The organism is Streptomyces sp. NPDC101227, assembly GCF_044767545.1.
Taxonomy (GTDB): Bacteria; Actinomycetota; Actinomycetes; order Streptomycetales; family Streptomycetaceae; genus Streptomyces.
Genome location: NZ_JBIWOD010000014.1, coordinates 165835 through 192060 on the forward strand (window position 1 = coordinate 165835; position 26226 = coordinate 192060).

At 73.0% G+C, this 26226-nt stretch carries 26 protein-coding genes; 8 read left to right on the forward strand and 18 right to left on the reverse strand.

Annotation, left to right across the window (positions count from 1 at the left end):
- The first annotated feature begins 31 nt into the window (after positions 1–31).
- Both ACIRPT_RS28925 and ACIRPT_RS28930 read left to right on the forward strand, forming a co-directional pair.
- A complete protein-coding gene (locus ACIRPT_RS28925; RefSeq protein WP_403832317.1) occupies positions 32–577 on the forward strand; it encodes a GNAT family N-acetyltransferase in 546 nt (181 codons plus the stop codon).
- On the forward strand, positions 574–1518 hold the full coding sequence (locus ACIRPT_RS28930; protein WP_403832319.1) for an ABC transporter substrate-binding protein: 945 nt from the start codon (positions 574–576) through the stop codon (positions 1516–1518). The genes ACIRPT_RS28925 and ACIRPT_RS28930 overlap by 4 nt, the downstream gene beginning before the upstream one ends.
- 57 nt (positions 1519–1575) lie before the next feature.
- Here the strand turns inward: ACIRPT_RS28930 and ACIRPT_RS28935 are convergent, their stop codons facing one another.
- Genes ACIRPT_RS28935 through ACIRPT_RS28950 form a run of 4 tightly spaced genes read right to left on the reverse strand, consistent with a single transcriptional unit; the run spans position 1576 to position 5507 of the window.
- Positions 1576–2184 (reverse strand): GTP-binding protein, encoded by a 609-nt coding sequence (locus ACIRPT_RS28935; RefSeq protein ID WP_403832322.1) that lies wholly within the window; start codon positions 2182–2184, stop codon positions 1576–1578.
- Positions 2168–2509, reverse strand: a complete 342-nt coding sequence (locus ACIRPT_RS28940) for a DUF742 domain-containing protein (protein ID WP_403503951.1) — start codon at positions 2507–2509, stop codon at positions 2168–2170. The genes ACIRPT_RS28935 and ACIRPT_RS28940 overlap by 17 nt, the downstream gene beginning before the upstream one ends.
- Entirely contained in the window at positions 2506–2931 is a 426-nt protein-coding gene (locus ACIRPT_RS28945) for a roadblock/LC7 domain-containing protein (RefSeq protein ID WP_393541555.1), read from the reverse strand. The genes ACIRPT_RS28940 and ACIRPT_RS28945 overlap by 4 nt, the downstream gene beginning before the upstream one ends.
- Positions 2928–5507 (reverse strand): nitrate- and nitrite sensing domain-containing protein, encoded by a 2580-nt coding sequence (locus tag ACIRPT_RS28950; protein WP_403832324.1) that lies wholly within the window; start codon positions 5505–5507, stop codon positions 2928–2930. Before ACIRPT_RS28950 ends, ACIRPT_RS28945 begins: the two co-directional genes overlap by 4 nt.
- A gap of 405 nt (positions 5508–5912) precedes the next feature.
- On the opposite strand from ACIRPT_RS28950, the gene ACIRPT_RS28955 reads away from it, so the two are divergent.
- Positions 5913–6362 carry a cell division protein SepF gene (locus ACIRPT_RS28955; RefSeq protein ID WP_403503946.1) on the forward strand — a complete coding sequence of 150 codons (450 nt, stop codon included), beginning with the start codon at positions 5913–5915 and terminating at the stop codon, positions 6360–6362.
- Positions 6363–6786: 424 nt separating this feature from the next.
- Here the strand turns inward: ACIRPT_RS28955 and ACIRPT_RS28960 are convergent, their stop codons facing one another.
- Both ACIRPT_RS28960 and ACIRPT_RS28965 read right to left on the reverse strand, forming a co-directional pair.
- Positions 6787–7983 (reverse strand): acyl-CoA dehydrogenase family protein, encoded by a 1197-nt coding sequence (locus ACIRPT_RS28960; RefSeq protein WP_403832327.1) that lies wholly within the window; start codon positions 7981–7983, stop codon positions 6787–6789.
- Positions 7984–8125: 142 nt separating this feature from the next.
- Positions 8126–9769 carry an MFS transporter gene (locus ACIRPT_RS28965; RefSeq protein ID WP_403503941.1) on the reverse strand — a complete coding sequence of 548 codons (1644 nt, stop codon included), beginning with the start codon at positions 9767–9769 and terminating at the stop codon, positions 8126–8128.
- Positions 9770–10001: 232 nt separating this feature from the next.
- Here ACIRPT_RS28965 and ACIRPT_RS28970 point away from each other — a divergent pair, with 232 nt between their 5' ends.
- Both ACIRPT_RS28970 and ACIRPT_RS28975 read left to right on the forward strand, forming a co-directional pair.
- Positions 10002–11177, forward strand: coding sequence for a hypothetical protein (locus ACIRPT_RS28970; RefSeq protein ID WP_403503939.1), 1176 nt, complete (start codon positions 10002–10004; stop codon positions 11175–11177).
- 294 nt (positions 11178–11471) lie between these two features.
- Positions 11472–12512 (forward strand): phosphatase PAP2 family protein, encoded by a 1041-nt coding sequence (locus ACIRPT_RS28975; RefSeq protein ID WP_403832330.1) that lies wholly within the window; start codon positions 11472–11474, stop codon positions 12510–12512.
- A 103-nt stretch (positions 12513–12615) separates the two neighbouring features.
- Here ACIRPT_RS28975 and ACIRPT_RS28980 read toward each other — a convergent pair whose 3' ends face one another.
- The 5 genes from ACIRPT_RS28980 to ACIRPT_RS29000 all read right to left on the reverse strand — a co-directional run bounded on the left by ACIRPT_RS28980 (position 12616) and on the right by ACIRPT_RS29000 (position 17446).
- Positions 12616–12831, reverse strand: coding sequence for an I78 family peptidase inhibitor (locus tag ACIRPT_RS28980; protein WP_403832332.1), 216 nt, complete (start codon positions 12829–12831; stop codon positions 12616–12618).
- A gap of 540 nt (positions 12832–13371) precedes the next feature.
- A complete protein-coding gene (locus ACIRPT_RS28985) occupies positions 13372–14313 on the reverse strand; it encodes a MerR family transcriptional regulator (protein ID WP_403832334.1) in 942 nt (313 codons plus the stop codon).
- 65 nt (positions 14314–14378) lie between these two features.
- Positions 14379–15278, reverse strand: coding sequence for a hypothetical protein (locus ACIRPT_RS28990; protein ID WP_403832422.1), 900 nt, complete (start codon positions 15276–15278; stop codon positions 14379–14381).
- A gap of 182 nt (positions 15279–15460) precedes the next feature.
- Positions 15461–16711, reverse strand: a complete 1251-nt coding sequence (locus ACIRPT_RS28995) for a glycosyltransferase family 4 protein (protein ID WP_403832337.1) — start codon at positions 16709–16711, stop codon at positions 15461–15463.
- A gap of 207 nt (positions 16712–16918) precedes the next feature.
- Complete coding sequence (locus tag ACIRPT_RS29000) at positions 16919–17446, reverse strand: transglycosylase family protein (RefSeq protein ID WP_403503925.1); 528 nt, start codon at positions 17444–17446, stop codon at positions 16919–16921.
- Positions 17447–17731: 285 nt separating this feature from the next.
- Here ACIRPT_RS29000 and ACIRPT_RS29005 point away from each other — a divergent pair, with 285 nt between their 5' ends.
- Positions 17732–18538 (forward strand): hypothetical protein, encoded by an 807-nt coding sequence (locus ACIRPT_RS29005; RefSeq protein WP_403832340.1) that lies wholly within the window; start codon positions 17732–17734, stop codon positions 18536–18538.
- Positions 18539–18710: 172 nt separating this feature from the next.
- Positions 18711–18995 (forward strand): hypothetical protein, encoded by a 285-nt coding sequence (locus ACIRPT_RS29010; protein WP_403832342.1) that lies wholly within the window; start codon positions 18711–18713, stop codon positions 18993–18995.
- Between the two features lie 25 nt (positions 18996–19020).
- Here ACIRPT_RS29010 and der read toward each other — a convergent pair whose 3' ends face one another.
- The 5 genes from der to aroH all read right to left on the reverse strand — a co-directional run bounded on the left by der (position 19021) and on the right by aroH (position 23509).
- Positions 19021–20487, reverse strand: coding sequence for a ribosome biogenesis GTPase Der (der, locus tag ACIRPT_RS29015; RefSeq protein WP_403832344.1), 1467 nt, complete (start codon positions 20485–20487; stop codon positions 19021–19023).
- 64 nt (positions 20488–20551) lie between these two features.
- Positions 20552–21139 (reverse strand): lysophospholipid acyltransferase family protein, encoded by a 588-nt coding sequence (locus tag ACIRPT_RS29020; RefSeq protein ID WP_403832424.1) that lies wholly within the window; start codon positions 21137–21139, stop codon positions 20552–20554.
- A gap of 107 nt (positions 21140–21246) precedes the next feature.
- Positions 21247–21966 carry a (d)CMP kinase gene (gene cmk, locus ACIRPT_RS29025; RefSeq protein ID WP_403832346.1) on the reverse strand — a complete coding sequence of 240 codons (720 nt, stop codon included), beginning with the start codon at positions 21964–21966 and terminating at the stop codon, positions 21247–21249.
- A gap of 98 nt (positions 21967–22064) precedes the next feature.
- Entirely contained in the window at positions 22065–23150 is a 1086-nt protein-coding gene (locus ACIRPT_RS29030; protein ID WP_403832348.1) for a prephenate dehydrogenase, read from the reverse strand.
- Positions 23147–23509, reverse strand: coding sequence for a chorismate mutase (gene aroH / locus ACIRPT_RS29035; protein WP_403503907.1), 363 nt, complete (start codon positions 23507–23509; stop codon positions 23147–23149). The genes ACIRPT_RS29030 and aroH overlap by 4 nt, the downstream gene beginning before the upstream one ends.
- A gap of 163 nt (positions 23510–23672) precedes the next feature.
- Here aroH and ACIRPT_RS29040 point away from each other — a divergent pair, with 163 nt between their 5' ends.
- Positions 23673–24368: a DNA polymerase beta superfamily protein gene (locus tag ACIRPT_RS29040; protein ID WP_403832350.1), complete on the forward strand. Its 696-nt coding sequence runs from the start codon at positions 23673–23675 to the stop codon at positions 24366–24368.
- Here ACIRPT_RS29040 and ACIRPT_RS29045 read toward each other — a convergent pair.
- Both ACIRPT_RS29045 and ACIRPT_RS29050 read right to left on the reverse strand, forming a co-directional pair.
- Positions 24354–25184: a DNA polymerase beta superfamily protein gene (locus tag ACIRPT_RS29045; RefSeq protein ID WP_403832352.1), complete on the reverse strand. Its 831-nt coding sequence runs from the start codon at positions 25182–25184 to the stop codon at positions 24354–24356. The genes ACIRPT_RS29040 and ACIRPT_RS29045 overlap by 15 nt on opposite strands.
- The gene (locus ACIRPT_RS29050) at positions 25177–26202 is read right to left on the reverse strand and encodes an ADP-ribosylglycohydrolase family protein (RefSeq protein WP_403832354.1); all 1026 of its coding nucleotides are present in this window, start codon (positions 26200–26202) and stop codon (positions 25177–25179) included. The genes ACIRPT_RS29045 and ACIRPT_RS29050 overlap by 8 nt, the downstream gene beginning before the upstream one ends.
- Positions 26203–26226: the final 24 nt, after the last annotated feature.

Below are 26226 nucleotides of genomic sequence, written 5' to 3' on the forward strand. Positions count from 1 at the left end.
CGGTGCCGCCACTCGCCACGGAGGGCGCCCGGTGACCCCCGCACCCCGGCCGTCGCCGGCGACCCGGCCGGCGAACCACCCGACGGTGCTGCACACCACCGTCACCGACCCGCTCGCCCGCCCCCTGCTGGAGGAACTCACCCACGAGTACCGCACCCGCTACGAACGGCCCGTCGACCTCGCCCTGGAGTATCCGGCCGCGGAGTTCGCCCCGCCGCGCGGCGCGTTCGTGCTGCTCCTGGAGGACGGCGAGCCGGTCGCCGGCGGCGCCTACCGGCGCCACGACGCGGCCACCGCCGAGCTCAAGCGGATCTGGACGCACTCCGCGCACCGTCGGCGCGGCCTGGGCCTGCGGGTGCTCCAGACCCTGGAACGGGAGGCCGCCGACCGCGGCTACACCCGTGTCTGTCTGACGACCGGCCCCCGACAGCCGGAGGCCAAGGCCCTGTATCTGGCCGCGGGTTACCGCCCGCTGTTCGACCTGGCCGCCGACCCGGAGTCCATCGGCCCGCTGGCGTTCACCAAGCGGCTGACGTACTCGGAACACCCAGCGCATCTGGAGAACCCGCGCCCATGACCACCACCACGCCCCGCACCACCGCCCTGCGCGCCACCGCCCTCCTGGCCACCGCGGTCCTGGCGCTCACCGCCTGCGGCTCGGGCGGACCGCCGGCCGGCGGCACGGCGGGACCGGCGGCCGCCGAGATCCCCACCACGGACGTGGTCTCGGGCATCAAGAAGGACCCTGCCGCGGCCGCGCTGCTGCCCGCCGACGTCCGCAAGCGCGGCACCCTCACCCTCGCCACCAGCGTCGGCGCCCCGCCCGGCACCACGTATCTGGCCGACGGCAAGACCCTGGTGGGCCAGGACGTCGACTTCGCCGACGCCGTCGCCAAGGTCCTCGGCATCCGGCTCCGGCGGGAGGTGGCGAGCTTCGAGGCGATCCTGCCGGCCCTCGGCAGCGGCAAGTACGACCTGGGCACCGGCAACTTCGGCGTCACCGACGAGCGCCGCAGGACCATCGACTTCGTCACCTACATCAATGACGGCCAGGGCTTCGCGGTCCGCACGGACAGCCCGCTGAAGGAAGTGACCTCACTGAAGCGGCTGTGCGGGCTGACGGTCGCCACCGGCGCCGGCACCACCTTCGAGGCGACGCTGGAGGAGAGTCGACACCTGTGCCAGGAGGCGGGCAGGAAGCCGTACGACGTGAAGACGTACGCCGAGTCGGGAGCGCTGTGGATCTCGTTGCAACAGGGCCGTACGGATGTGGTGATGAGCACCATCAACGGGCTGCGCTACGCGGTGAAGCAACAGCCGGGCCTGCGGTTCCTCAATGAGTACAAGCGGCTGGACGTCGGCTTCGCGTTCAAGAAGGGGACGCCGCTGGCGCCCGCCGTCCGGGCGGCCGTCAACCGGCTGAAGAAGGACGGGAGTTACGGCCGGATCCTGAAGAAGTGGGGCACCGGCGCGTCGGCGATCAAGGAGTCGCGGATCAGTCCGCCGGAGATCACATGAGCCCGGGGCGGGCGGGCGGCGCCTTCCGGCCCGGCCCGGCCCGCCCGCCCCGAACCGTCACCGGGCCGGCGCCCCCGCCTTCGCCCGCACCGGGCCGCCGGCCGTGTGCCGCCGTACGACCTGGTCCATCAGAGCGGCCAGCACGTCCCGCACCGAGGAGCGGTCGCGGGCGTCGCAGGCGATCGCCGGCACCCCGGCCTCGATCCCCAGCGCCTCGCGCACCTCCGCCAGCTCGAAGTGCTGGGCCCCGTCGAAGCGGTTGACGGCCAGTACGAACGGCGTGGCGCGCTCCTCGAAGTAGTCCAGCGCCGGGAAGGAGTCCTCGATCCGCCGGGTGTCGACCAGCACGATGGCCCCCAGCCCGCCCTCGACCAGGTCGTCCCACAGGAACGAGAAGCGGTCCTGGCCCGGCGTACCGAAGAGGTAGAGCACGATCGTCGGGTCGAGGGTGATCCGGCCGAAGTCCAGCGCGACGGTCGTGGTGGTCTTGTTCTCCACGCCCACCAGCGAGTCCACCCCGATGGAGACCTGGGTGATGGCGGCCTCGGTGTCCAGCGGTTCGATCTCCGAGATCGCGCCGATGAACGTGGTCTTGCCGACGCCGAGACCGCCGCTGATCACGATCTTCACGGCGAGCGGTGCGGCTTTGTCAGAGCGCCCGGACATGGTCCCTGATCCTCTCCAGGACATGGAGCGGCAGCTCCGTGGGTTGTTGGCACACCAGCAGTCCGCCGACGACGAGGTCGGCAATGAGGACCTTGGCCACGCCCAGCGGCACCCCGATCCCCTCCGCGACCTCGGCGACCATCGTCGGCTGCGCGCACAGCGTGACGATCCGGCGGCGCTCGAACTCCAGCGAGGCGAGCGGTGCGTCGGGCACCGCCACCACCAGCGTCTCCAGGCGCAGTCCGTCGTGCATCGGCTCCGCCCGGCCGCCGGTCATGATGAACGGCCGGACGAACAGCGCGTCCTCATCGGCTTCTTCGCTCATCGCGGCAGAACCTGCCGCAGGTCCGCGATCAGCGCCGGGTTGAGCAGATCCCCGGCCCGCTCGGCGAGCACCGCCATCTCATAGCCGACCAGGCCCAGTTCGCCGGTGCTGTCGGCGAGGACGCCCAGGCAGCTGCCGTCCCGGATCGCGGAGACCAGCAGAAAGCCGCGGCCCATCTCGATCATGATGAGCTTCACGCCGTCGAACTCGTAACGGCGCGAGGCGCTGCGCGCCAGGCTCGAGAGCCCGGAGACCACGGCCGCCAGATGGTCGGCGTCGGTACGGCCCAGGCCCTCCGACACCGCGATCAGCAGGCCGTCCGACGAGACCGCCACGGCGTCGCGCACCCCGTCCGTCTTGCGGACGAAGCTGGCCAGCAGCCAGTTGAAGGTCTGGGAATCGTTGTGGAGATCGACGCTCACTTCTGCTCACCCTTCTGTGCGGCCCCCGCCGCCCGCTCCGGCTGCCGGTCCCGGCCCGGCTCCCCGGCCTGCCCCTTCTCCTTCTCCCGCGCCTTCTCCCCCGCCTTTTCCCGCTCCTTCTCCTTCTCCCTCTCCTTCTCCATCTCCACGCTGATCCCGCCGCGCATATGGGCGCTGCGGAGCGTGGCGAGCATCCCGGACACCTCGTCGGGGCTGCGGTCCGGCGTCGGGGCGGCCTCCTGCTGCCAGCGCGGCGGCCCGGCCTCGTTCACCGCGGACTGGATGGAGCTGCGCCTGGCGCGCTTGACCAGACCGTTGCGGGTACGCGCGGCGGAGGAGCCGCGCGGTCCGGCGGGCGCACCCGGCTCGGCGCCGGTGGCCGTACGGGGGCGGGGCGGCGCCTCGGCGGACCCGGTGCTCCCGGATCCGGATCCCGGCCCGGTAGCCCCGGCCCTCTCCCCCTTCCCCGCCTCACCGGCGCCCTCGGCCTTCCCGGCCGCCTCGTCCGGCACCACGGGCTCCCCCTTCTCTCCTGCGCCCTTCTTCCCTGCCTCCTTGTCCCCTGCGCCCTTGTCCCCTGCGCCCTTCTCTCCTGCGGCCGGCTTCTTCCGTACGTCCGGCGCCTGGGGTACGGCCGGTGCCGCGGCCGAGTCCGCGAGGAGGGTGGCGGGGATGAGCACCCGGGCGACGGTGCCGGCGGCCGGCGCCTCGCCGAGCCGTACCTCGATGCCGCATTTACGGGCCAGCGCGCCGACGACGAAGTGGCCCAGGAACCGGGTGGGTTCGGCCATGAAGCTGGCGCTGCCGGAGAGCCGGACATTGGCCTCGGCCATCGCCTGGGTGCCCATGCCGGTGCCGTGGTCGACGATCGCGACGAGATAGCCCGCGCTGGTGCGGCGGCCCTCGATCTCCACCTCGGTGTCCGGCGACGAGAAGCTCAGCGCGTTCTCGACCAGCTCGGCGAGCAGATGGGCGATCTCGGAGACGACCGTGCCGCTGACGAACCCGGCATCGACCCGGCGCAGCTTGACCCGGCGGTACTCCTCGACCTCGGAGAGCGCCGCGCGGATGACATCGGTGACGGACAGCGGGGTGGCCCAGGTGCGCGGGCTCGCCTCGCCGGCGAGGACCAGCAGGCTCTCGGCGTTACGGCGCATCCGGGTGGCGAGGTGGTCCAGCTCGAAGAGGTTGGCGAGGGTGGCGGGGTCGGCGTCCTCGTGCTCCAGCTTGTTGATGAAGCTGATCTGACGACGTACCAGGTTCTGGTTGCGACGGCCGAGGTTGACCAGCGACTCGGTGGCGTTGCGGCGCAGTACGGCCTGCTCGGTGGCCAGGTCGTAGGCCACCTTCTGCATCTGGTCGAAGGCGTCGGCCATCATCCGGACCTCGGTGCCGGCGCCGCGCGGGACGGCGAGCGGGCCGAGCGGTGCGGGCCGGCCGGACTCGGCCTGGACCCGGGCGACGGCGGCGGGCAGCCGGGTGGTGGCCGCGTCGCGGGCCTGCCGGGTGAGGGCGCCCAGCGGTCCGGAGACCGAGCGGGCGGCGCCGACGGCGAGCCCGCCGAGGGCCAGTACCGAGCCGAGGGCCAACAGTCCGAAGAGCACCAGGGTGCGGGTGGCGTCGTCCTGGAGGACGTGCGCACGGTCCTTGATGTCCTTGCCCAGGGCGCTCTGGACGGTGCGCAGCCCGTTGAGGGTGGCGGTCGCCGAGTCGTACCAGGCGGTCGGCGGCACCTCGCCGGCGCGGGGCAGCCGGCCGCGGCCGGCCACGATGTCCTTCTCGTATCCGAAGACCTGCTGGGCGGCCGGGGTCGTCAGCGCGCCCTCGAGCTCGCGTCGCTGCCGGGCGTCGGCCCACTGGGGGTAGGCGTCCAGGGCGGAGAGCCGTCCGGACCGGGCGGTCATGAAGCGGGTGTAGTCGTCGCCGTGGAACCGTCCGGCGTGCAGCGAACCGAGCACGACGGCGCGCTCCTGGCCGAGGAACTCCTTTGCGCTGCCCAGGACTTGGAGGGCCTGGTAGTCGGAGCGCAGGGCGCCGTCGCGGACCTCGACGAGGCCCAGGCCGAGGCGGTTCAGGGCGACATTGGTGTCGGTGTAGTAGTCGTACGTCCGGGTGACCTCGCCGGAGCCGTTGTCGGCGGCGGCGCGGATGCCCTGGAGGGCATTGACCCGCACCAGGGCGCCGCGTACGGCGTCGGCGGCCCTGTCCTGACGGCCCGCCAGCTCGCGGTCCACCTTCTTGCGCGCGGCGTCGGTGAGCTCCCGCTGGGCGTGCATGCGGCCGCGGAACTCCCGGATGCCGCCGACATAACCAGTGGTCAGGCCGCGTTCCTTCTGATGTTCATGGATGAAGCCCTGGAGGGCCTCGGAGAGATGGGCGTCCTCGGCGGTGGTGCCGGCGTTGTCGTAGTCGCCCACCTGCCGGGCCGCGGAGAAGCCCAGCAGCGCCAGGAGGATCACCAGGGACACGGCGAGGATGCGGATGAGCTTGGCGCGGATGGTGCGGGGCGCCACGACGGTGGCCGTGAACGCCGTTCGGAAGCGCTGGGACCTGGCTTCCGTGGTCTGAGTTTCCACGTCCTGATCTTTCGGAGGGGATCTTTCGGGATGCAGAAGTCGATCTGCATCCGTGTCAACGACCCTCCAGTGGGCCAGTCACCCGATGATCGGCCTATATCCCGGGCGCGCCTCGGCCTCGTCGACATCTGCCCTGGTCCTATGCCAGAACCGACTCCAGGGTTGGATTCGCGTTCTTGTGACCACTTGTCGACATCACCGGTCCGTACCGACCGTGATGTCCATCGCACTGTCAGTTCCTTTTCGGGGCGCGGGAACTGACGACACGCCACCCTCTTTGCACCAGATGTGTCACGAACCCCCCGTGCGGCGGCTATCCACTTGGCACACCCTCCGCATCATGCACGACGATAGGGGGCGGAACACGGAAAGACGGAACACCACCGCGGGTGAGAGGAGGCGTCAATGGGATCGGTGCGCAAGGCGAGTGCCTGGCTTGGCCTCGTCGACGACAACGATGACGAGCGCTACTACGACGACGACTACGCCGAGGGACCTGGGTCCGCCGCCCCGGCCGGCGACTCCTGGGTGACCGACCCCCGGGTCCAGGTGGCCGACCGGACCGCGCACGACCAGGGCACCCGTATCGCCACCGTCACCCCGGAAGGCTTCGGCGACGCCCGCGGCATCGGCGAGCTCTTCCGCTCCGGCGTCCCGGTGATCGTCAACCTGACGGCCATGGACCCCGGCGACGCCAAGCGCGTGGTGGACTTCGCGGCCGGCCTGATCTTCGGCCTGCGCGGCTCGATCGACCGGGTGGCCACCCGGGTGTTCCTGCTCACCCCGCCCGACTACAAGGTGGTCAGCGGGGGGCAGGAGGGGCACCGCAACGGGGGGTTCTTCAACCAGAGCTGAGCGGGTGGTGGTGTTACCGGCCGACGGTCCGCCGGAGGTGATCCGGTGGCGGGCATTCCGGCCGGTGGGTGTTCCGGGGCCGGGGGTCCGGGGGTCGCTCCCCGGACGTGCGGCAACCAGAGCTGAGCGCGGTGGTGGTGTTCCGGCCGGGGGTCCGCGCTCCCGGGGCCGCGCTCCCGGCCCGGGGACCTGTGACGCCTGGGCTTGCGACGCCGCGGACTTGAGGCCGGAGGACTTGAGGTCTGCGGACTCGGTGGCGGCGGACTCGGTGGCGGCGGACTCGACGTCCGGGGAACTCGGAGTCCGGGGAACTCGGGGGCCGGGGCCGGGAACAAGCCCCGGCCCCGCCGCGTTGTGGCCCCGCAGGGGGCGCTCGCGTCCCTTAGGGGATGCGTTCGACGGCCCCCAGGGGAACCCGGGCCGCCTACCGGAAGGCGTCCAGCCCGGTGAGCGCCTTGCCCAGCACCAGCTGATGCATTTCGACGGTGCCCTCGTAGGTCAGCACCGATTCGAGATTGGTCGCATGCCGCATCACGGGGTACTCCAGCGAGATCCCGTTGGCGCCCAGGATCGTCCGGGCGGTGCGGCAGATCTCGATGGCCTCGCGGACGTTGTTGAGCTTGCCGAAGCTGATCTGCTCGGGGCGCAGCCGCCCCGCGTCCATCCGCAGCCCGAGGTGATGGGCCAGCAGAATCCCCTTGTGCAGCTCCACCGCCATATCGGCCAGCTTGGCCTGGGTGAGCTGGAAGCCGCCGATGGGCTTGCCGAACTGCTCGCGGGTGCGGGAGTAGTCGAGCGCCGCCTCGAAACAGGCGCGCGCGGCGCCCATCGAGCCCCAGACGATCCCGTAGCGGGCGTGGCTGAGGCAGCGCAGCGGGCCGCCGAGGCCCTGGGCTTCCGGCAGTACGGCATCGGCCGGCAGCCGTACGTCGTCCATGACGAGCTCGCTGGTGACCGAGGCACGCAGGGACCACTTGTGCGTGATCTCGGGCGCCGAGAAGCCGGGGGTGTCGGTGGGGACGGCGAACCCGCGGATGCCGTCGTCGGTCTGGGCCCAGACCACGGCGACCCCGGCCACCGAGCCATTGGTGATCCACATCTTGCGCCCGTTGAGCACCCAGTCGCCGCCGTCCTTCTTGGCGTACGTCCGCATGCTCGCCGGGTCCGAGCCATGGTCGGGCTCGGTCAGGCCGAAGCAGCCGATGACCTCGCCGGCCGCCATCCGCGGCAGCCACTGCCGCTTCTGCTCCTCGGACCCGAAGCGCCAGATCGCGTACATGGCGAGCGAGCCCTGGACGGAGACCAGCGAGCGGATGCCGGAGTCGGCGGCCTCCAGTTCCAGGCAGGCCAGGCCGTACTGGACCGCGGAGGCGCCCGCGCAGCCGTAGCCGGTCAGGGACATGCCCAGTGCGCCGAGGGAGCCCAGTTCGCGGGCGAGGTCTCGGATGCCGGGCAGTTCGCCGCGCTCGTACCAGTCGGCGATATGGGGCAGGACGCGGTCGGCCGCCCACTGGCGGACGGTGCCGCGGACGGCGCGGTCCTCGTCGGTGAGCAGGTCGTCGATGCCCAGCGGGTCGGCGGGGTCGAACGGCGGGAGCTTCGAGGACAGCGGTGCGGACATGCGGGGCCTCCGGCAGGTTCAGCGCTCGCGCGTAAAACTAGCAGTGGTAGTTATTGCCTGTCCGACGGTACGGCCCACGGCGCCGCCCAGCAAGGGTCGGCGCCGTGCGGCGGGGGGCGGGGCGAAGGAGTCGCCGGGGCGGTCAGCCGGTGGAGCCGGCGGGAGCCGGTGCGCTGTCGCAGCCGGGGCCCGTCGCCTGCTCGCCCGCGGCGGCCTCGCCCTCGGCGCGCTCGGTGGATTCCGCGGCCCGGCGGGGCAGCCGCAGCGCGATCCCGGCGCCGACCAGCAGCAGTACGGCGCTGGCGACGAGGGTGACATGCAGCCCGTGGACGAAGGAGTCGCGGGCGGCCTCGCGCAGCGCGGACCTGGCGGAGTGGCCGAGGCCCGCGGCCACCTTGTACGCCTCGCCGAGCGAATGCGACGCCGCGGCGGAGGCACGGGCGGGCACGCCGTCGACATGGCCGAGGCCGGGCGCGTAGGCGGCGTTCATGACGCTGCCGAGCAGGGCGACGCCGATGCCCGCGCCGAGCTGGTAGGAGGTCTCCCCCAGGGCCGCGGCGCCGCCCGACTGCTCGGCGGGCGCCTCGCTGAGCATCGACTCGTAGGCGCCGAACAGCGTGGACTGGAAGCCGAAGCCGAGCAGGACGAAGCCGAGGGATAGCAGCCAGGGGCGGTCGTGGTCGCTCATCATCGTCAGACACAGCACCGCGACGGCGGTCAGGGTGAAGCCGAGCGAGACCATGGCCCGCGGGCCCAGCGCCTGCAGCATCTTCGAGCCGGTGAGTCCGGCGGCCATGGCGGAGAACACCAGCGGCAGCATCCGTACGCCGGTCTCCAGGGGCGTCAGCCCGAGCACGAGCTGGAGGTACTGGACGGCGATCAGCTGGAGGCCCACCAGGGCGAGCATGGCCAGCACGATGCAGCCGACGGAGGTGCCGAAGGCGGGGCGGGCGAAGAGCCGCATGTCGATCAGCGGATGCTCGCGGCGGTGCTGGCGGCGGACGAAGAGGATCAGCAGCAGGGCGCCGACGAGGATCGGGCCGAGCGTGGTCGCGCTCAGGACGGCCGTGCCGCCGCCGATGCGCTTGACGCCGAGGACGATGCCCAGCACGCCGAAGGCCGCGATGACCGCGCCGACCACGTCCCAGGGGCCGTTGCGCTCACCCCGCGACTCCGGCAGCAGCCAGCGCCCTATCAGCAGCATCGCGGCCATCATCGGGATGTTGATGAGGAAGACCGAGCCCCACCAGAAGTTCTCGACGAGGAAGCCGCCCAGGACCGGGCCGACGGCGGCGCCGACCGCGGCCACCGCGCTCCACACTCCGATGGCGACCGCGCGTTCGCGCCGGTCGGGGAAGACCTGGCGCAGGATCGACAGCGTCGCGGGCATGATCATCGCGCCGCCGATGCCGAGCAGCGCGCGGGCCGCCATCAGGATCTGCGGGTTGGGCGCCAGCGCCGCGGCGGCGGAGGCCACGCCGAAGAGCCCGTAGCCGAGGAGGAGGATGCGCCGGCGGCCGACGCGGTCGCCGAGCGTGCCGAAGAGGATCAGCAGGGACGCCGCTATCAGCGGATAGACATCGACGATCCACAGGAGCTCCACCGGGCCCGGCCGCAGGTCCTCCGTCACGGAGGGCACCGCCACGTACAGGATCGTGGTGTCCAGCGCGACGAAGAGCAGGCTGACGCAGAGCACGATCAGCACGGTCCAGCGGTTCGCGCCAGCGCGTGTAAGCCGGGTAACACCAGCCGTCCGTCCACTGCCGGACGCGGTCGTCCCGGACATGCAGTTCCTCCTGTCATGCTCTCGCGGCCGTGGATCAGGGCGCGAAAACGCCCCGGGGAAACCGGCGGCACGGGCGAGTTGAGTCGTCAGACTACGCGAGTCACCCAGCGTGCCGCGTGGCCCACCTCACGGTGAGACGCTCATCGCAGCGCCCGGCGTTCCCCCGGTGTTTGCCCGTCCGCCGCCGATGGTCGTTCTTCGGCCACCCGGATCATCATCGATAATCGTCCGAATGAACGATCTTGCCTCCGCCGCAGTTCCCGGCCGGATCCGGGCCGCCGCCTTACAGGCCGCGCTGCGCCGTGCCGCGCCGGCGCTCGCGGCGTACGCGGCGGTCCGGCTGCTGGGCGTGGCCTTGCTCGCCGTCTGGTCGGCGGCGAACGGCAAGGACTGGCACACGCTGCTGACGGCCCGCTGGGACTCGCTCTGGTACACCCGGGTCGCCGAGCAGGGCTACGGCTACGCCGTCCATCTGGCCAACGGCGATGTGCACTCCAACCTGGCGTTCTTCCCGCTGCTGCCCTGGCTCGAGCGCGGCCTTTCGGCCGTCTCCCCGCTGTCGGCCGCCGACGCGGGACTGGCGGTCGCCTGGCTCGCCTCCCTGGCCGCCGCCTGGGCGCTGTACGCGACGGGTGAGCGGCTGCACGGTCCGCGGGCCGGCGTGGCGCTGGCCGCGCTGTGGGCCGCGCTGCCGGTCGGCATCGTGCAGTCGATGGCGTACTCGGAGTCGCTGTTCACCGCGCTCGCGGCCTGGGGCGTGTACGCCGTGCTGACCGGCCGCTGGGTGTGGGCGGGCCTGCTGGCCTCGCTGGCCGGGCTGACCCGGCCGGTGGGCGCCGCGGTCGTCGCGGCCGTGTGGGTCGCCGCCGCGGTGGCGGTGTGGAACGGGCGGGCCGGCGGGGTACGGCTGCGCACGACGCTGCGTACCCACCCGGGCATGGCGGCGGGCGTGCTGCTCGCGCCGCTGGGCTGGTGCGGCTACTTCCTGTGGGTGGGCGCGCGGCAGGGCAGCCTCACCGGCTATCTGGACGTCCAGGGCGGCTGGGGCAACGGCTTCGACGGCGGCCTCGCCTTCGCCCGCTTCCTGTGGCAGCTGCCGCCCTTCGCCGGGCTCGGCCTGCTGGCCGGCGTCGCGCTGGTGGTCTGGCTGTACGTGCGCGGCGTACGGCAGGGCCAGCCGGTGCCGCTGGCCGTCTACGGCGGGGTCGTCCTGCTGCTGGCGCTGACCGCCAAGGGCTACTTCGGCTCCAAGCCGCGGCTGATGATGCCCGCCTACCCGCTGCTGCTGCCGCTGGCGGCGGGGCTCGCGAAGTGGCGGCCGGTGCGGTCCTGGCTGGTCGTCGGGCTGGTCGCGGCGGGGTCGGCGGTCTACGGGGCGTTCTGGCTGAACGGGTCCGGCCCGCCGTGAGCGGCGGGGCGCGGGGCGACCGCAGCGGGACCGGAAGATCTTCCTCCGTGAAGTCCGCGGAAGGGAAACTTCCCGCGACGCCCGGGGAAATCGACGATAAACTCCTCCGGAGAAAAACAGATAAGCACGCGTAGTGACGACACGCGGACGCCCGGAGGTGAATCGGAAACGCGTCGAATTCTCTTCCAAATCCCGGCGTCGACGCTCGGCTTGAGACCCATTCCACATCACATCGTCATTACAAAGCGCACAGTTTGACCAAGCGCCTACATCACACGCGGTAACGTCGATTGAGTGCGTACCGATGACAAGCTCGACCAGATGGAGGAGCGCCCGACCGACCGCGTTCAACCACCCCAGATGACCCGGACCCGCCTGTGGCTGTTCGGCGGCACGCTGGCGGTGTACATCGCGATCGTGGTCGCAGTGCTGGTCTCTTCATGGCTGGTCACCTTCGACTGGCAGGTCATGTTCTTCCGGCCCTACAAGCAGTGGCCGGAGATCCATGCCTTCCTCGACTACTTCGTGGTCCTGGGCCAGCGCGGCCCGACCGCGGTGGCGGTGGCGGCCTGGCTGGGCTGGCGCTGCTGGCGCCAGCGCAATCTCCACCCGCTGCTGGTGCTGGGCGCCTCGCTGCTGCTGCTGAACATCACGGTGGGCGCCGCCAAGCTCGGAATGGGCCGGCTCGGCCCGCACTACGCGACGACGGTCGGCGCCACGGAGATGTGGCTGGGCGGCGATATATTCCCGTCGGGTCACACCGCGAACGCCGTCGTCACCTGGGGCGTCCTGGCCTACCTGGCGACCACTCCGCTGCGCCGCCGCACCCTGTCGGTGATCGCCGCGCTGGGCGCGCTGGGCGTCGGCATGACCACCGTCTACCTCGGTACGCACTGGGTCAGCGATGTGCTGCTCGGCTGGGCCGCGGGCCTGCTGGTGCTGCTGGCGATGCCGTGGCTGGAGCCCGGGGTCACCTGGGTGGAGGACCGCCTCATGGGCATCATCCTGCGGCTGTGGCTGCGGCTGCGCCCCGATTCGCTGCGCGGTCCCCTGCCGGTGGGCGCGCTGGCCCCCGGGGTCTCCCGTCAGCGCGTCGCCCCCGAGGGCGAGGTACTGGTACGCGAAACCATCGGAGCAGCCGCCGGTGCGGGCGGCCGCACCGGCACCCGCCCCCAGGACGGCTGGCCGCACCACCCCGCGCGTCCGTACACGATCCGTTCCGAGCGCTCCCCGGTCACGCCCGCGGGCAGCCGGCGGCCGCCGCACGCCGACCGCGTCCCGCGCACCACGCCGCTGAGCCCGACCTCCGGGCGCGGCCGCAACGGGACCGGCTGACCGCCCCGCAGGCCACGGGGCCGGTACGCACACCCGCTGCCCCGTGACGAAGGCCCCGGCCGCTCCTCCGAGCGGCCGGGGCCTTCGTCGTGGAAACGCGCCGTCAGCCCCGCCAGCTGCGATGCACCTGGCCGTCCTTGACCTCGAAATTGAGCCGGCCGACGAGGTATTCCATGGTGATGATCGCGCCCGGCGCCAGCGACCGGACGGTGGTCCAGCCGCGCTCCCTGGCGCGCTCCTCGGCGTCCTGTCGGTCGAGGCCGACATAGGCCTCTATGTCGTCCTGGGGTTCGTTCGGAAGATCGGGTAGCGGTGCCATGACAGCCACCGTAGGCGTCCGTAACGATGGGCGGAAGGCCCGTCCGGCGCACATCCCGGTGTCCGCCCGGTACTTCATTGGTCACACTTGTGTCACAGCGAAGGCCGCCGCGTTTGCAGTAACGTCCGTCACCCGTACGTGCCGGGTGATGGCGCAACCGGGTGGAAAACAAAGCGGCCGGAATTCCGCCTTGATCGACGGCAAATCGGGGTACGGTCACCACGTCCTGGGGGATGGGCCGGCGTCCCGAATTCCCGCCGCACCGGACGAGGATTCCGTATACCCGACGCCTTTTACCGGCCGCCGGGAAATCGCCCGACGAGACACAGTCCACACACATTTCCCGCACATCGCCCGCCGCCGGGCCGTGCGGGGTGGGGTGCCGCGGGGCGGTGCGCCGTTTCCCCGCCCGTCCGCCGGCTCTCCCGGTCCCTGAGCGCCGTGCTCGCCCGTCGACCGGCTCCGCCTCCCGGCGAGCCGCGTGGCGGCGCTCGGCCGCCGCGGACGGCCACGGTCCGCGGGGCGCGGCGGCCGGCCGGATCAGCCCGCCGCGCCGAGGGCCCCGACCAGCCAGGCGTGCGCGGCCCCCATCGTCGGGTACGCGCCGCCGGTCGCCTCGTCGACATGGCGCCAGTACGCCGCCATCCGCGGGTCCTCGCCCGCCCGTACGGTCCCGCGCAGCCCGGCGCGGAAGGCGTCGCAGTCCCGCGCCCCGTAGGCGCGGGCGTGCGCCGCCACGAAGGCGTCCAGCTCGGCGCCGGGTGCGGGCGGACGGCCGGCGCCGGCGGCCGCGGCGGCGAGCGCATAGGCCTCGCCCAGGCCCTGGTAGAGGGCGACGGTGTCCGTACGGTCCGGGAGCGCGGCCGCGGCCCGGGCCCGGTCGCAGCGCCCGGCGGCGCTCATCCGGGCCCGGGTCGTGAAGGCGTACAGCCGGGCGTAGCCGACCGCCCGGGCGGGATCGGGGTCGGCGGGCGGGGCGGGCACCGCTTCGTCGAGGATGCCCGCCAGCAGGGGCGGCGGCAGCTCGCGGGGCAGCAGGCGGCGCCAGAAGCGGACCGGCGCCTCGCTGGTCGGCGGCTGCGGCACGGCGCCCAGCAGCCGCAGCAGCCCCGGGCGTTCGGCCGCCGGGGCCTCGGTGACCGCGCGCAGGGCGGCCTCCCGCCAGCGCAGTGCGGCCAGCCGGCCGCCCACGTCCCGGAGCCGTTCGGCCAGGGCGGCTTCCAGTGAGCCGCCCCCGAGGGCGTCGGCGACGGCGGGCAGCGACAGCCCGAAGGCCCGCAGATCCCGGATCCGGTGCAGCCGCTCCAGCGCCTCGGGGGCGTAGCGCCGATGGCCGCCGCCGCTGCGCCCGGCGTCCGGCAGCAGCCCCTCCTCGGAGTAGTGCCGCACGGTCTTGACGGTCACCCCGGCGCGGCGCGCCAGCTCCCCGATCGTCAGCAACTGCGGCCGCCCGGCCGCCCGTTCCCGCTCGCTGCGCTCCATCCGCCTCACGTTAGCCGCCGCCGTCAGGCGCCGTGCATCGGCCGGCGTACGTCAGGCGCCGTACGTCAGGCGTCCTCTTCCGGGCCCGCGACCCGTATCGCCAGGTCGTTGTCGAGGGTGTAGTACGGGCCGACCCGGACCTGCGCGGCGGCGGCCTGCACCGGGAGCGCGGGATAGCTGAAGACCTGTTTCTTGTCCGGTACGTCGTCCAGGAGGCGGGCGATGCGCACCGGCCGGGCGCCCTCGGCCGGGCGCAGCCACAGGTCCCACGGTTCGCTGCCGCGCCGCCAGCTGCCGGCCAGCTCCTCGTAGGGCAGCGTGAAGGTGAAGTCCGGGCCCTCGACGGCCAGCGGGACGGTGACGGTGGCCGGGGCGGCGCCCGGGGACCGCGGGGAGCGCCGGGCGCGGGCCTCGGCCTGGGCGCCGGCCGCCGGGGCGGCGCCGTAGAGGCGGCCGGAGACCGTCATGCCGTCGGGCGTCACCAGGATGTCACCGGCCTCGGCGTGCGGGCCGCGCAGCCAGCTGCGCAGCGCGAGGTTGTCGTACTTGGTGGCGTAGGGGATGCGCACGCCGAGCCGGCCGATGCCCGCCAGCGGGCGGCGGTCCACCAGGGAGCGCAGGTCGTTGACGCCCGGCAGCAGGCGTCGGGGGTCGCGGCCGTCGCCCAGGTCGGCGTAGGCGTTCCAGCGGCCCTCGGCGAGCGCGACGGTGCTGGGCAGCACCGCGCGCAGCCGCCCGGCGCCGTTCGGCCCGAGCGGCAGGCGGACCTCGTCGTCCGCGCCGTCGCCGCCGCGCAGCCGCAGCACCAGGGCGGCGTTCCAGGAGGTGTGGGTGTCCGCGGGGGCGTTCAGGTCGAAGGTGAGGCCGCCTGCGGAGTCGGCGATGCAGTCGGCCCGCAGCTCCACCGGGGCGGGCCGTCGGCCGCGGTCCGGTACGGCTGCCGGAACCTTGGGTTCCTGATCGATGGCCGAGCGCTCCCTCTGCGTCGATGGGGTCGTCGACGTCGGCCTCGGCGTCGGCGACGACCGGTTCGTCGCGGTTGTCGTGGTGGTGGTCGTGATGGGCACGGTGGGCGTGCTGGTCCGGGCCGTGGCTTGCGCCGTGGTGTGTGCCGTCGATCCGGTCGCGGGCGGCCGCGTTGAGGCGTTCATGCCGTCCGTACCCCTCCCATCGCGGCGCGCGCCGCGTCCTTGGTGGCGTACGCGCCGCTGAGCAGCGCCCCCCGGGTGCGGTGCCAGGTGCCGCGCAGGCGGTTGTCCCGGCGGCGCGCGAGCAGCTCGTCGAAGAGCGTTTCGTAGCGTCCGGCGACCATGGCGGGGTCGAAGCGGGCGGACGCGGCGAGCGCGGCGCGGCCCATGCGCTTGCGGGCGTCGTCGTCGTTGATCAGGTCCAGCAGCGAGGCGGCCAGCGCCTGCGGATTGCCGACCGGCACCAGCCTGCCGTCCACCCCGTCCTCGATGATCTCGCCGGGGCCGTGCGGGCAGTCGGTGGCGACCACCGGCAGGCCGCAGCGCATCGCCTCCACGATCGTCATCCCGAAGGATTCGAGGCTGGAGGAGACCGCGGCGATGGAACCCTTGGCCCACTCGGGCTCCAGGGGGTTGGCCGGACCCATCAGGAAGACGTGGTTGTACAGGCCGAGTTCCTCGATCAGGGCGCGCAGCGCGGTCTTCTCGGCGCCGCCGCCGTAGATCCGCAGCCGCCAGTCGGGGCGCCGGGCGACGACCTCGGCGAAGGCGTGTATCAGGACGTCGTAGCGCTTGACCCGGGCGAGCCGGCCGGCCGCTACGACCCATTTGCCGCTGCCGTCGGCGGGCTGCAGGCCGGGCTCGGGCACGCTGTTGGGCACCGCCTCGACGCGGACGCCGGGCAGCCGCAGCGTCCGGCGGTAGGCGCGGGCGTCGGCCTCGGTGACGGTGGTGACCGCGTCCAGGCGCGGATAGGCGCCGCGCAGCGCCAGCTTGAGCTCCCGGGGGTGGGTGTCCAGGGTCAGATGCTCCTGCCCGATGCGCACCGGGCCACGGCGGGCCTGCCGGGCGATGTGGACGTTCAGTCCGGGCCGGGTGCCGACCACCACGTCCGCCTCGATGCGGCGCAGATGCTGGGCGATGCGGCGGTCGGTGAGCTCGCTGTACTGGGCGAAGCGGTTCTCGGCGGCGGGGAAGACCTTGGCGGGGCGGCGGTAGGCGGCGTCGTAGCCGGGGCTGGTCTCCCTGATGTCGACGAGATGCCGCAGCGCGACGGCGGGGCCGAGGTCGAAGACCGGGGTGTCGCGGTGCCGCAGTACGGAGACGATCTCGACGTCGTGGCGTTCGGAGAGCGTGCGGGCCAGGTTGAACGTCGTCCGGATCGTCCCCCCGATCCCGTACGCGTTGTGAATCAGGAATGAGATGTGCATCCGTCCCCGTGTCCCCTGGTCTCCGGTCGTGCCTGGTCGGCCCATGGACCATGCCGCGCGCCCCCGGCGGCGTCATGCATCCGACTGCCGAACGGTAGGACCGCGAAACCGGGTTCCGGGTTGAGGGGATTCGCCAAGTTGTTCCGAAAAAGTTAGGCGATCGGTAGCGACGTCATGGAACCTCCCGGCCCCCGATCGCATCGCCGGTCAGCGATCGGGGCCGGTGGGCAGCCGCCCGGCGAGCAAGCGGGCGATCGGGGGGTACATGTCGTCCGGGAGGTCCGGGTCGAGGGGGTCGGGGCGCGGGACGTACGACTTCCCGGTGAGGCCGTAGCGCTTGGAGCAGGCGGGCCAGGCACGCCAGCCCTGCGACGCGAGGACCTTCTCGGCGATCGCGATCTGCTCGTCGCGGGTGGCGAGGTCGGCGCGCCGTGCGTAGTCGAGGCCGCCGTAGCCCTTCCAGGTCGGCTGCCCGAACTGGAGGCCGCCGTAGTAGCCGTTGCCGGTGTTGGCCCGCCAGTTGCCGCCGCTCTCGCACTTGGCGACGCAGCCCCACGGCCACTGGTCGCCGGCGCAGGCGTAATCGACCGTTCTCCCGTCGTCCCAGCCCTCGTCGCGCGGCGCGGCGGCGGATGCGCCACCGGGCAGGCACAGCACCAGGGCCGCGGCCGCCGCGGCCAGCACACCCGTGACGGCGGCGCCGCGGCGCCGGGGCACCGAGAAGTCGTCGGACATAGCCGGTCACGTTAGGCAGCCGTCCGCCGCGGACCCGCCCGCCGCGCCCGTGGGCCGGCCGGCTCCACCCGGTCCGGCGTAGGAAACGCGGCCATCTGCGTCACGCTCCCCCGCGGAAATCCACCGCTTGCGACCGCTGCCCGAAGGCTTCCCGCCGTTCGCCCGTGTGCGTCGCTCGGTTCGATTCTGTTCCCGTCCGCGCGTGACTCCGGCCGCAGGTCACCCGTTGTCCATGTACGAGCCGGGAGACCCCCCGGCAACCGCTCACAGATCGAGGAGCCACCCGTGCCGCGCATGCTCGACGTCAGCGACGACGTTCGCGCCGAGATCGGCGACGAAGAAGCCGACCGCCTGCTGGCCGGTGGCGACGCCCCCGGCAGCTACGACTGCACCTCTTGCCGCACCCCAGGCGACAGCGAGCAGGAGCACACCAGCACCGTCCTGTTCGTGGGCGAGGAGACCGCGGTGCTCGCGTTCGCGCACGCGACCTGCATCCCCTCGCAGGTCGTCCCGGTATCGGAGGAGCAGCTCCAGGGAGCCGTACGCTCCATCACCGGCGAGGACGCCGCCCGCACCCCCGCGGCGGTCCCCGCCCCGGGCGCCCACGCCCCCGCCGCCGAACGCCAGGCGACCCTGGGGATCACCTGCGGTCTGGTGCTGGTCGAGGGCGACCTGCGCCCGGCCCTGGTCGTCGAGCCCAACGGCCCGATCGCCCGCCCCGGCTCGACGCGGCCGGGCGACGACTTCCTGCCGCTGCTGCGGGAGCAGGGCTTTCGCGATGTGCGGGACATGAACCAGCTCCCCGCCCCGAACCCGGGCTGGTCCGCGCTGCTCGCCATGGGCAAGCTGCACGCCGTCCTTCAGCCGGGCGCCGGCAGCAGCCAGGCCGCCTGGTGGCAGGCCCATCAGCCGCTGGCCGTGTCCGACGGCTGGCGGACGGCCGCCAACAAGGCGAAGACCGTGCTGATGTACGCCGCACCCGTGGGCACGATCGGCCACCAGCCGAGGGAGGACCTGATGCGCCAGGCACTGGAGCAAGCCGCCGCGCGGGGCGTCCTGGTGGCCGCGGCGATGCCGCTGGCCGGCACCTGAGCCGAGCGGCTGGACCGATCGCGGGAGCGGCACCGCCCGATGGGCGGTATTGCCCCCGCGATCAGCCATTTCCGGCCGAAAGCCGCATCCCGCGGGCATCAGGGTCGTTGGCAGATACGTGCACGCATACGACCCCTCCCCTCGCGCCCAGTACCCCCACCCGATCCCCGGCATGCGCCCGTCGCACGAGCCCGGGGCGACGCGCACCGCGGACCGCGCCTCGGCCACACCGATCTATGACGCGCTGTACGCCGAGTACCGCCGCTCCTTCAGGGCACTGCCCGGGGACCGTACGGACGAGCCGGAGATCCCGGAATCGCTGCGCGGGAGCTGGGGCCGGACGACGGCATCGACCGGCCACTGGGAGGTCGTGGGGCGGCAGCCGTACCACCCGCGCGGGCATGTCCCGGCGGCGCTGCCACCCGGACAGCGGGACGCCCGGTCGCAGGGGCGCTGAGCCCCCGCGCCGGGCGCCGTCACCGCTACTTCTTCTTGTTGGCGCCGCGCTTCTCGCGCACCCGCACCGAGATGTGGATCGGCGTCCCGTCGAAGCCGAACTCCTCGCGCAGCCGCCGCTCGACGAAGCGGCGGTAGCCGGCCTCCAGGAAGCCGGAGGCGAAGAGGACGAAGCGCGGGGGCTTGGTGCCGGCCTGGGTCCCGAAGAGGATGCGGGGCTGCTTGCCGCCGCGGATCGGGTGCGGGTGGGAGGCCACGATCTCGCCGAGGAAGGCGTTCAGCCGTCCGGTGGGGATGCGGGTCTCCCAGCCGCTCAGCGCGGTCTCGATGGCCGGGACCAGCTTCTCCATGTGGCGGCCGGTGCGCGCGGAGACGTTGACCCGCATCGCCCACGGGATCTGGACCAGATCCCGCTCGATCTCCCGCTCCAGGTAGAAGCGGCGCTCCTCGTCGAGGGTGTCCCACTTGTTGTACGCGATGACCAGGGCGCGCCCGGCCTCCACGGCCATCGTGATGATCCGCTGGTCCTGGACGCTGATGGACTCGCTGGCGTCGATCAGGACGACCGCGACCTCGGCCTTCTCCACGGCGGCCGCGGTGCGCAGCGAGGCGTAGTAGTCGGCGCCTTCCTGGAGGTGCACCCGGCGGCGGATACCGGCGGTGTCCACGAACTTCCAGGTCTTTCCGCCGAGTTCGATCATCTCGTCGACCGGGTCGCGGGTGGTGCCGGCGATCTCGTTGACGACCACCCGCTCCTCGCCGGCGACCTTGTTCAGCAGCGACGACTTGCCGACGTTCGGGCGGCCGATCAGCGCGATCCGGCGGGGACCGCCGATGGCCGCGCCGAAGGTCTGCGCGGGCGCCTCGGGCAGCGCGTCGAGCGCGGCGTCGAGCATGTCGCCGGTGCCGCGGCCGTGCAGCGCGGAGATCGGGTGCGGTTCGCCGAGGCCCAGCGACCACAGCATGGCGGCGTCGGCCTCACCGGACGGGCCGTCGACCTTGTTGGCGACCAGCACCACCGGCTTGCCGGAGCGGCGCAGCAGCTTGACGACGGCCTCGTCGGTGTCGGTCGCGCCGACCTTGGAGTCCACGACGAAGACGACCGCGTCGGCGGCCTCGATGGCGAACTCGGCCTGCATCGCCACGGAGGCGTCGATGCCGAGGACGTCCTGCTCCCAGCCGCCGGTGTCGACGACCTTGAAGCGGCGGCCGTTCCAGTCGGCCTCGTAGGTGACGCGGTCGCGGGTGACGCCGGGCTTGTCCTCGACGACCGCTTCGCGGCGGCCGATGATGCGGTTCACCAGGGTCGACTTGCCGACGTTGGGGCGGCCGATGACGGCGAGGACGGGCAGCGGGCCGTGGCCGGCCGCGGCGATGTCGCCCTCGACCTCCTCGGGGTCGAAGCCCTCTACCGCGGCGAGCTCCATGAACTCCGCGTACTCGGCGTCGCCAAGCGCACCGTGCTCGTCGCCGGTGTGGGTCTGGTCGTTCATGAAGTCCGTTCCTCGTTCATCATCGGTGGGCCGTTCGTACACGGCCCACTACTCACGTTGTGGGTCAGCGCCCGGTGAGGCGCCTGGCCTGGGCCAGGTGGGCGGTCAGCCGCTCCTGGATCCGTACGGTCGCCTCGTCCAGCGCCTTACGGGTGCGCCGCCCGCTGCCGTCGCCCGCTTCGAAGGCGTCACCGAAGACGACGTCGACGCGGCCGCGCAGCGGCGGTATGGCCGGGGTCAGCCGGCTCCTGCGGTCGGTGCTGCCGAGCACCGCGACGGGCACGACCGGGGCGCCGGAGCGCACCGCGAAGTACGCCAGCCCGGCCCGCAGCGACGCGAAGTCGCCCTCGCCCCGGGTGCCCTCGGGGAAGATCCCGAGTACCCCGCCGCGCTCCAGCACCCCGAGCGCGTCGGTGATGGCCTTGCGGTCGGCGGTGCTGCGGTCCACCTTCAGCTGGCCGATGCCCCGCAGGAACGGGTCCAGCGGCCCGACGAAAGCTTCCTTCTTGATCAGGAAGTGCACCGGCCGCGGCGCGGTGCCCATCAGCATCGGGCCGTCGATGCCGTGCGAGTGATTGACGGCGAGGATCACGGGACCGGTGGACGGAACCCGCCAGGCGCCCAGCACCCGCGGCTTCCACAGCCCGTACATCAGGCCGATGCCGATCCGCCGGCCGACCGCGGCACCGGCCGGGCTCGGGGCCCGGTGCGCTGCCGGGCCCCGGACGGCGCGCGTCCCAGGCGCCTTGCCGCTCTCGGTCACCGGGCGAGCCCCGCCTTTTCGGCGCTCGCGCCCTCGATGAGGGTGACCACGCACTCGATGACCTGCTCCAGCGTCAGCTCGGTGGTGTCCACCTCGACCGCGTCGTCGGCCTTGGCCAGCGGGGAGGTCTTACGGGAGGAGTCGGCGGCGTCCCGCTTGATCAGCGCCTCGCGGGTGGCAGCGAGGTCGGTGGCTTCCTTGCCCTTGAGCTCGCCGCTGCGGCGGGCCGCGCGGGCCTCGGCGGAGGCGGTGAGGAAGACCTTGAGATCGGCGTCCGGCAGGACCGTTATGCCGATGTCACGGCCCTCGACCACGATGCCGTTGGGGGCCTCGGCGGCGATGGTGCGCTGCAGGTCGGTGATCCGGGCGCGCACCTCGGGGACCGCGCTGACGGCGCTGACCGCGGCGGTGACGTCCTGGGTGCGGATCGGGCCCGCGGCGTCCAGGCCGTCGACCGAGATGGTCGGGGCGGCCGGGTCCGTGCCGGAGACGATGTGGGGCTTGGCGGCGGCATCGGCCACGGCGGTCGCGTCCTGGACGTCGATGCCGTTGGTCAGCATCCACCACGTGATCGCGCGGTACTGGGCGCCGGTGTCGAGGTAGCCGAGCCCCAGCTTGGCGGCGACGGCCTTGGACGTGCTGGACTTGCCCGTGCCTGCGGGGCCGTCGATGGCGACAATCACTGCAGCCGGGGCGGTCCGGATGGCGGTTTCCACGGTGACGAACACCTTTCCTGTGCACGGGGCGGCGGTCCAAGGCCCACAAGGGCCTCGGACAAGGTTACTGGCTCACCCGCACCGCCCCGTCCACGGTCTCACTGCCGGATCGACCAGCCCCGCTCCCGCAGCTCGGCGGTCAGCCCCGGCACCGCCGCCGGCTCGACCGTGAGCTGGATGAAACCGGCCTGCTGACCGGTGGCGTGCTCGATGCGGACGTCCTCGATGTTGACCCCGGCCCGGCCGGCGTCGGCGAAGATCCGGGCCAGCTCGCCCGGCTGGTCACCGATGTACACGGCGACGGTCTCGTACGCGGCCGGGGCGGCGCCGTGCTTGCCCGGCACCCGCTCGCGCCCGGCGTTGCCGCGCCGCAGCACGTCCTCGATGCCCCCGGCGCCCACGCCGCGCTTGTCGTCGTCGGCGGACTCCAGGGCGCGCAGCGACCGTACGGTCTCGTCCAGATCGGCGGCGATCTCGGCCAGCACATCGGCGACCGGGCCCGGATTGGCGGACAGGATGTCGATCCACATCGCCGGGTCCGAGGCCGCGATCCGTGTCACATCGCGGATGCCCTGGCCGCAGAGCCGTACCGCGGTCTCGTCGGCGCCCTTGAGGCGGGCGGCGACCAGGCTGGAGAGCAGCTGGGGGGTGTGCGAGACCAGGGCGACGGCGCGGTCGTGGGCGTCGGCGTCCATCACCACCGGGACGGCCCGGCACAGCGCGACCAGTTCCAGGGCGAGGTTGAGGACCTCGGTGTCTCCGTCGCGGGTCGGGGTGAGCACCCAGGGCCGGCCCTCGAAGAGGTCGGCGGTGGCCGCCAGCGGTCCGGAGCGCTCCTTGCCGGCCATCGGGTGGGTGCCGAGGTAGCCGCTCAGGTCGCAGCCCATCGCCTGCAGCTCGCGGCGCGGGCCGCCCTTGACGCTGGCGACGTCGATGTACGCGCGGGCCGCGCCGCGCCGGATGGCGTCGGCCAGCGCCGTCGCGACATGGGCGGGCGGCACCGCCACGATGGCCAGATCGACCGGGCCGGGCGGCGCCTCCGCGATGCCCGCGCCCAGGGCGGCGGCCGTCAGGGCCTGCGCCTGGTCGTGATCCTTCAGGTAGACCTGGACGCCCCGGGCGTTCAGCGCGAGCGCGGCCGACGTCCCGATCAGGCCCGTTCCGATGACGAGTGCGGTTCTCACTGTGCGATGTCCTTCCGCAGCGCCGCGGCCGCGCCGAGGTAGACATGGGCGATCCCGGCCTTCGACAGCCCGGTCTCGACATGGGCGAGCACCCGCACCACCCGCTCCATGGCGCCGGTCACCGCCAGCTCCTGGGCGCAGATCAGCGGCACATCGGTGATCCCGATGCCGCGCGCGGCGGCCGCCGGGAAGTCGCTGTGCAGGTCGGGAGTGGCGGTGAACCACACGCTTATCAGGTCGTCCGGCTCCAGGTCGTTGCGCTCCAGGATGGCGAGGAGCAGCTCGGCGACCTGCTCCCGCATGTGCTGCGCGTCGTCCCGCTCCAGCTGGACGGCCCCCCGGACCGCTCGTACCGCCACGTCACCGCTCCCCTGCGTCCTGTGCCGCACACGCCTGTGCGTATGCGCTGCGTAGGTATTGCCAACGCAATAGATTCAGCGTAACCAGCGGCACTGACACCCATGCGCCGAGGCGTCGTAAATCCCGTGGCAGTCGCCGCCCCGACCAGCGACAATCGCCCGCATGCCGACCGATCGCGCAGGCCATGACCTGGTTACCGAGCACACCGTGTACGCGTGTGTGATGGGCTCGCGCGCCTTCGGGCTGGCGACGGCGGACAGCGACACCGACCGGCGGGGTGTGTATCTCGCCCCCACCTCACTCTTCTGGCGCTTCGAGAAGCCGCCGACGCATGTGGAGGGGCCCCGCGAGGAGGAGTTCTCCTGGGAGCTGGAGCGCTTTTGCGAGCTGGCTCTGCGGGCCAATCCCACCGCCCTGGAATGCCTGCACTCGCCGCTCGTCGAGCGCATCGACGACACCGGCCGGGAGCTGCTCGCGCTGCGCGGCGCGTTTCTGTCCCGGCAGGCGCACCGCACCTTCGCCGGCTACGCCGCCGGCCAGCTCAAGCAGCTGCAGGCGGATGTACGGCAGCGCGGGGCGCCCCGCTGGAAGCACGCCATGCACCTGCTGCGCCTGCTGGCGAGCTCGCGCGATCTGCTGCGTACCGGCGTCCTCACGCTGGACGTGGGCGAGGCCCGGGAGGACCTGCTCTCGGTCAAGCGGGGCGAGATCCCCTGGGCCGTCGTCGAACGGCGGATGGCGACGCTGTCGGAGGAGGCCGGGGCGGCGGTGTCCGGCTCGCCCCTGCCGGCCGGGCCGGACCGGGCCCGGGTGGCGGACTTCCTCTTCCGGGCCCGGCGCGCGTCAGCAGTCGGCTGAGGGCCTTCCGAGCCGGGTCCGGACGATGAGGTCGTGCAGCGCGTCGCGGGCCCCGGGGGCATCCGGCAGGGCAGTCGCGGCCTGGGCGGCGTCCAGCCGGACGTGCAGCGCCTCGATGTCCGTACGCAGCCGCGCCGGGTCCACCACCTCCCCCGCCGCGCCGTGTTCGGCCGCCTCCTTGGCCGCGATCAGCTCCGGCACGTAGGCGGGCGCTTCCACCTCGCTGACGAGGGTGGGCAGATGGGGCTGTACCCGGCCGCCCGCCATCAGGTGGATGCCGGTGAGCAGCACCCGCAGCGTGTACAGCAGCGGCTTCAGCTCGCCGGTCTTCTCGAACAGTCGCCACTGAGTCGTGGCGAAGCCGCGGTAGTGGTGGGCGTGGTGCGCGGTGAGCAGGCCCGGGGCGAGCGCGATCAGCTCCTGGTGGGCCTCGGTGGTGCGCACGACCAGGGGTGACAGCAGCTGCTCGAGTACGTAGCCGTTGCGGCGTAGCAGGAGCCGGGCGAACTTCCGCAGGTCGTGCGTGACCAGATCCATCTCCAGGCCGTCGCGGTCCCACATCCGGGTCCGGGTCTCGTCCGGCTCGTGCAGGCCGACCAGCGCCGCCGCCGGCAGGAGATGGACACCGCGCAGGTCGACGTCGGAGTCGCGGGAAGGGAAGCCGTACAGATGGGCGCCGGAGACCGTCGCGAAGATCAGCGGGCCCTCCTGTTCCGCGACCACGGCGCCGAGGTCGACGTCCGGCAGCCCGGCGGTTCGCAGGCCCAGCGGCGGTTCGATGCCGAGGCGAGCCGGGGCCTCGGGCGTCTCAGACATCCCAGGCCTCCCCCAGCGTCACCAGCTGCTCCCGGTACTCGATGCGTCCGGCCCATTCCTCCGGCCAGGCGGCGGCTCCGAGATGGGCGCCCGCGAAGGCGCCGGTGAGGCAGGCGATCGAGTCGGAGTCGCCGGAGGTACAGGCGGCGCGGCGAAGTGCGGTGAGGGGTTCGTCGGGGAAGAGGAGGAAGCAGAGCAGGCCGGTGGCCAGCGCCTCCTCGGCGATCCAGCCGGCGCCGGTGGCCAGGCAGGGGTCGGTCTCCGGGTCCGGGGCGGCGAGTGCGGCATCGAGCCGGTCCAGTACGCCGAGGCAGTCGTCCCAGCCGCGGGCGGTGAACGTCGTCGGCGTCGGGTCCTGGGAGCGCTGCCAGAGGTCGCCGAGCCAGTCCTCCCGGTAGTCGGTGCGGTGGGCGTGGGCGTGGGCGCGCAGCAGGCCGGGCAGCTCGGCGGGACGGGCGCCGTCGGCGAGGGCGCGTACGGCATGGGCGGTCAGGTCGCTGGCGGCGAGCGCCGTGGGGTGGCCGTGGGTGAGCGCGGACTGGAGCTGGGCGGCGCCGGAGCGCCGGCTCGGGCTCAGCCCCGGTATCAGTCCGATGGGTGCGACGCGCATGTTGGCGCCGCAGCCCTTGGAGCCGATCTGGCTGGCCGCGGCCCACGGCCGGTCCTCGTCGCTGAGCAGCTGGCAGGCGCGCAGACAGGTGTTGCCGGGCGCCCGGTTGTTGTCCGGGGAGCGCCACCAGTCCACGTACTCCTCCCGTACCGGGCGCTCGAGGCTCTGCGGTGTGAGGTCGCCGCGCTCCATGGCCGTACGCAGGCCGCGGCCCAGGGCCAGCGTCATCTGGGTGTCGTCGGTGACGATGGCGGGGCGGGGCAGGGGCATCTCCCGCCAGGGCCCGCATTTGGCGAGGATCGCCGGTACGTCGTTGAACTCGGTCGGGAAGCCGAGCGCGTCTCCGAGCGCCAGCCCGATGAGCGAGCCGGTTGCCGCGGACCTGTTGTGCGTCATGGTGTCCCCCATGAAAACCACCCCTTAACGTCATGA

Bases quoted from the DNA above. Each gene is read 5' to 3' on its own strand.
- ACIRPT_RS28930 (WP_403832319.1), top strand. From the start codon at position 574: ATGACCACCACCACGCCCCGCACCACCGCCCTGCGCGCCACCGCCCTC.
- ACIRPT_RS28935 (WP_403832322.1), bottom strand. From the start codon at position 2,184: ATGTCCGGGCGCTCTGACAAAGCCGCACCGCTCGCCGTGAAGATCGTG.
- ACIRPT_RS28940 (WP_403503951.1), bottom strand. From the start codon at position 2,509: ATGAGCGAAGAAGCCGATGAGGACGCGCTGTTCGTCCGGCCGTTCATC.
- ACIRPT_RS28955 (WP_403503946.1), top strand. From the start codon at position 5,913: ATGGGATCGGTGCGCAAGGCGAGTGCCTGGCTTGGCCTCGTCGACGAC.
- ACIRPT_RS28960 (WP_403832327.1), bottom strand. From the start codon at position 7,983: ATGTCCGCACCGCTGTCCTCGAAGCTCCCGCCGTTCGACCCCGCCGAC.
- ACIRPT_RS28965 (WP_403503941.1), bottom strand. From the start codon at position 9,769: ATGTCCGGGACGACCGCGTCCGGCAGTGGACGGACGGCTGGTGTTACC.
- ACIRPT_RS28970 (WP_403503939.1), top strand. From the start codon at position 10,002: ATGAACGATCTTGCCTCCGCCGCAGTTCCCGGCCGGATCCGGGCCGCC.
- ACIRPT_RS28980 (WP_403832332.1), bottom strand. From the start codon at position 12,831: ATGGCACCGCTACCCGATCTTCCGAACGAACCCCAGGACGACATAGAG.
- ACIRPT_RS28985 (WP_403832334.1), bottom strand. From the start codon at position 14,313: ATGGAGCGCAGCGAGCGGGAACGGGCGGCCGGGCGGCCGCAGTTGCTG.
- ACIRPT_RS28995 (WP_403832337.1), bottom strand. From the start codon at position 16,711: ATGCACATCTCATTCCTGATTCACAACGCGTACGGGATCGGGGGGACG.
- ACIRPT_RS29000 (WP_403503925.1), bottom strand. From the start codon at position 17,446: ATGTCCGACGACTTCTCGGTGCCCCGGCGCCGCGGCGCCGCCGTCACG.
- ACIRPT_RS29010 (WP_403832342.1), top strand. From the start codon at position 18,711: ATGCGCCCGTCGCACGAGCCCGGGGCGACGCGCACCGCGGACCGCGCC.
- der (WP_403832344.1), bottom strand. From the start codon at position 20,487: ATGAACGACCAGACCCACACCGGCGACGAGCACGGTGCGCTTGGCGAC.
- ACIRPT_RS29020 (WP_403832424.1), bottom strand. From the start codon at position 21,139: ATGTACGGGCTGTGGAAGCCGCGGGTGCTGGGCGCCTGGCGGGTTCCG.
- ACIRPT_RS29040 (WP_403832350.1), top strand. From the start codon at position 23,673: ATGCCGACCGATCGCGCAGGCCATGACCTGGTTACCGAGCACACCGTG.
- ACIRPT_RS29045 (WP_403832352.1), bottom strand. From the start codon at position 25,184: ATGTCTGAGACGCCCGAGGCCCCGGCTCGCCTCGGCATCGAACCGCCG.
- ACIRPT_RS29050 (WP_403832354.1), bottom strand. From the start codon at position 26,202: ATGGGGGACACCATGACGCACAACAGGTCCGCGGCAACCGGCTCGCTC.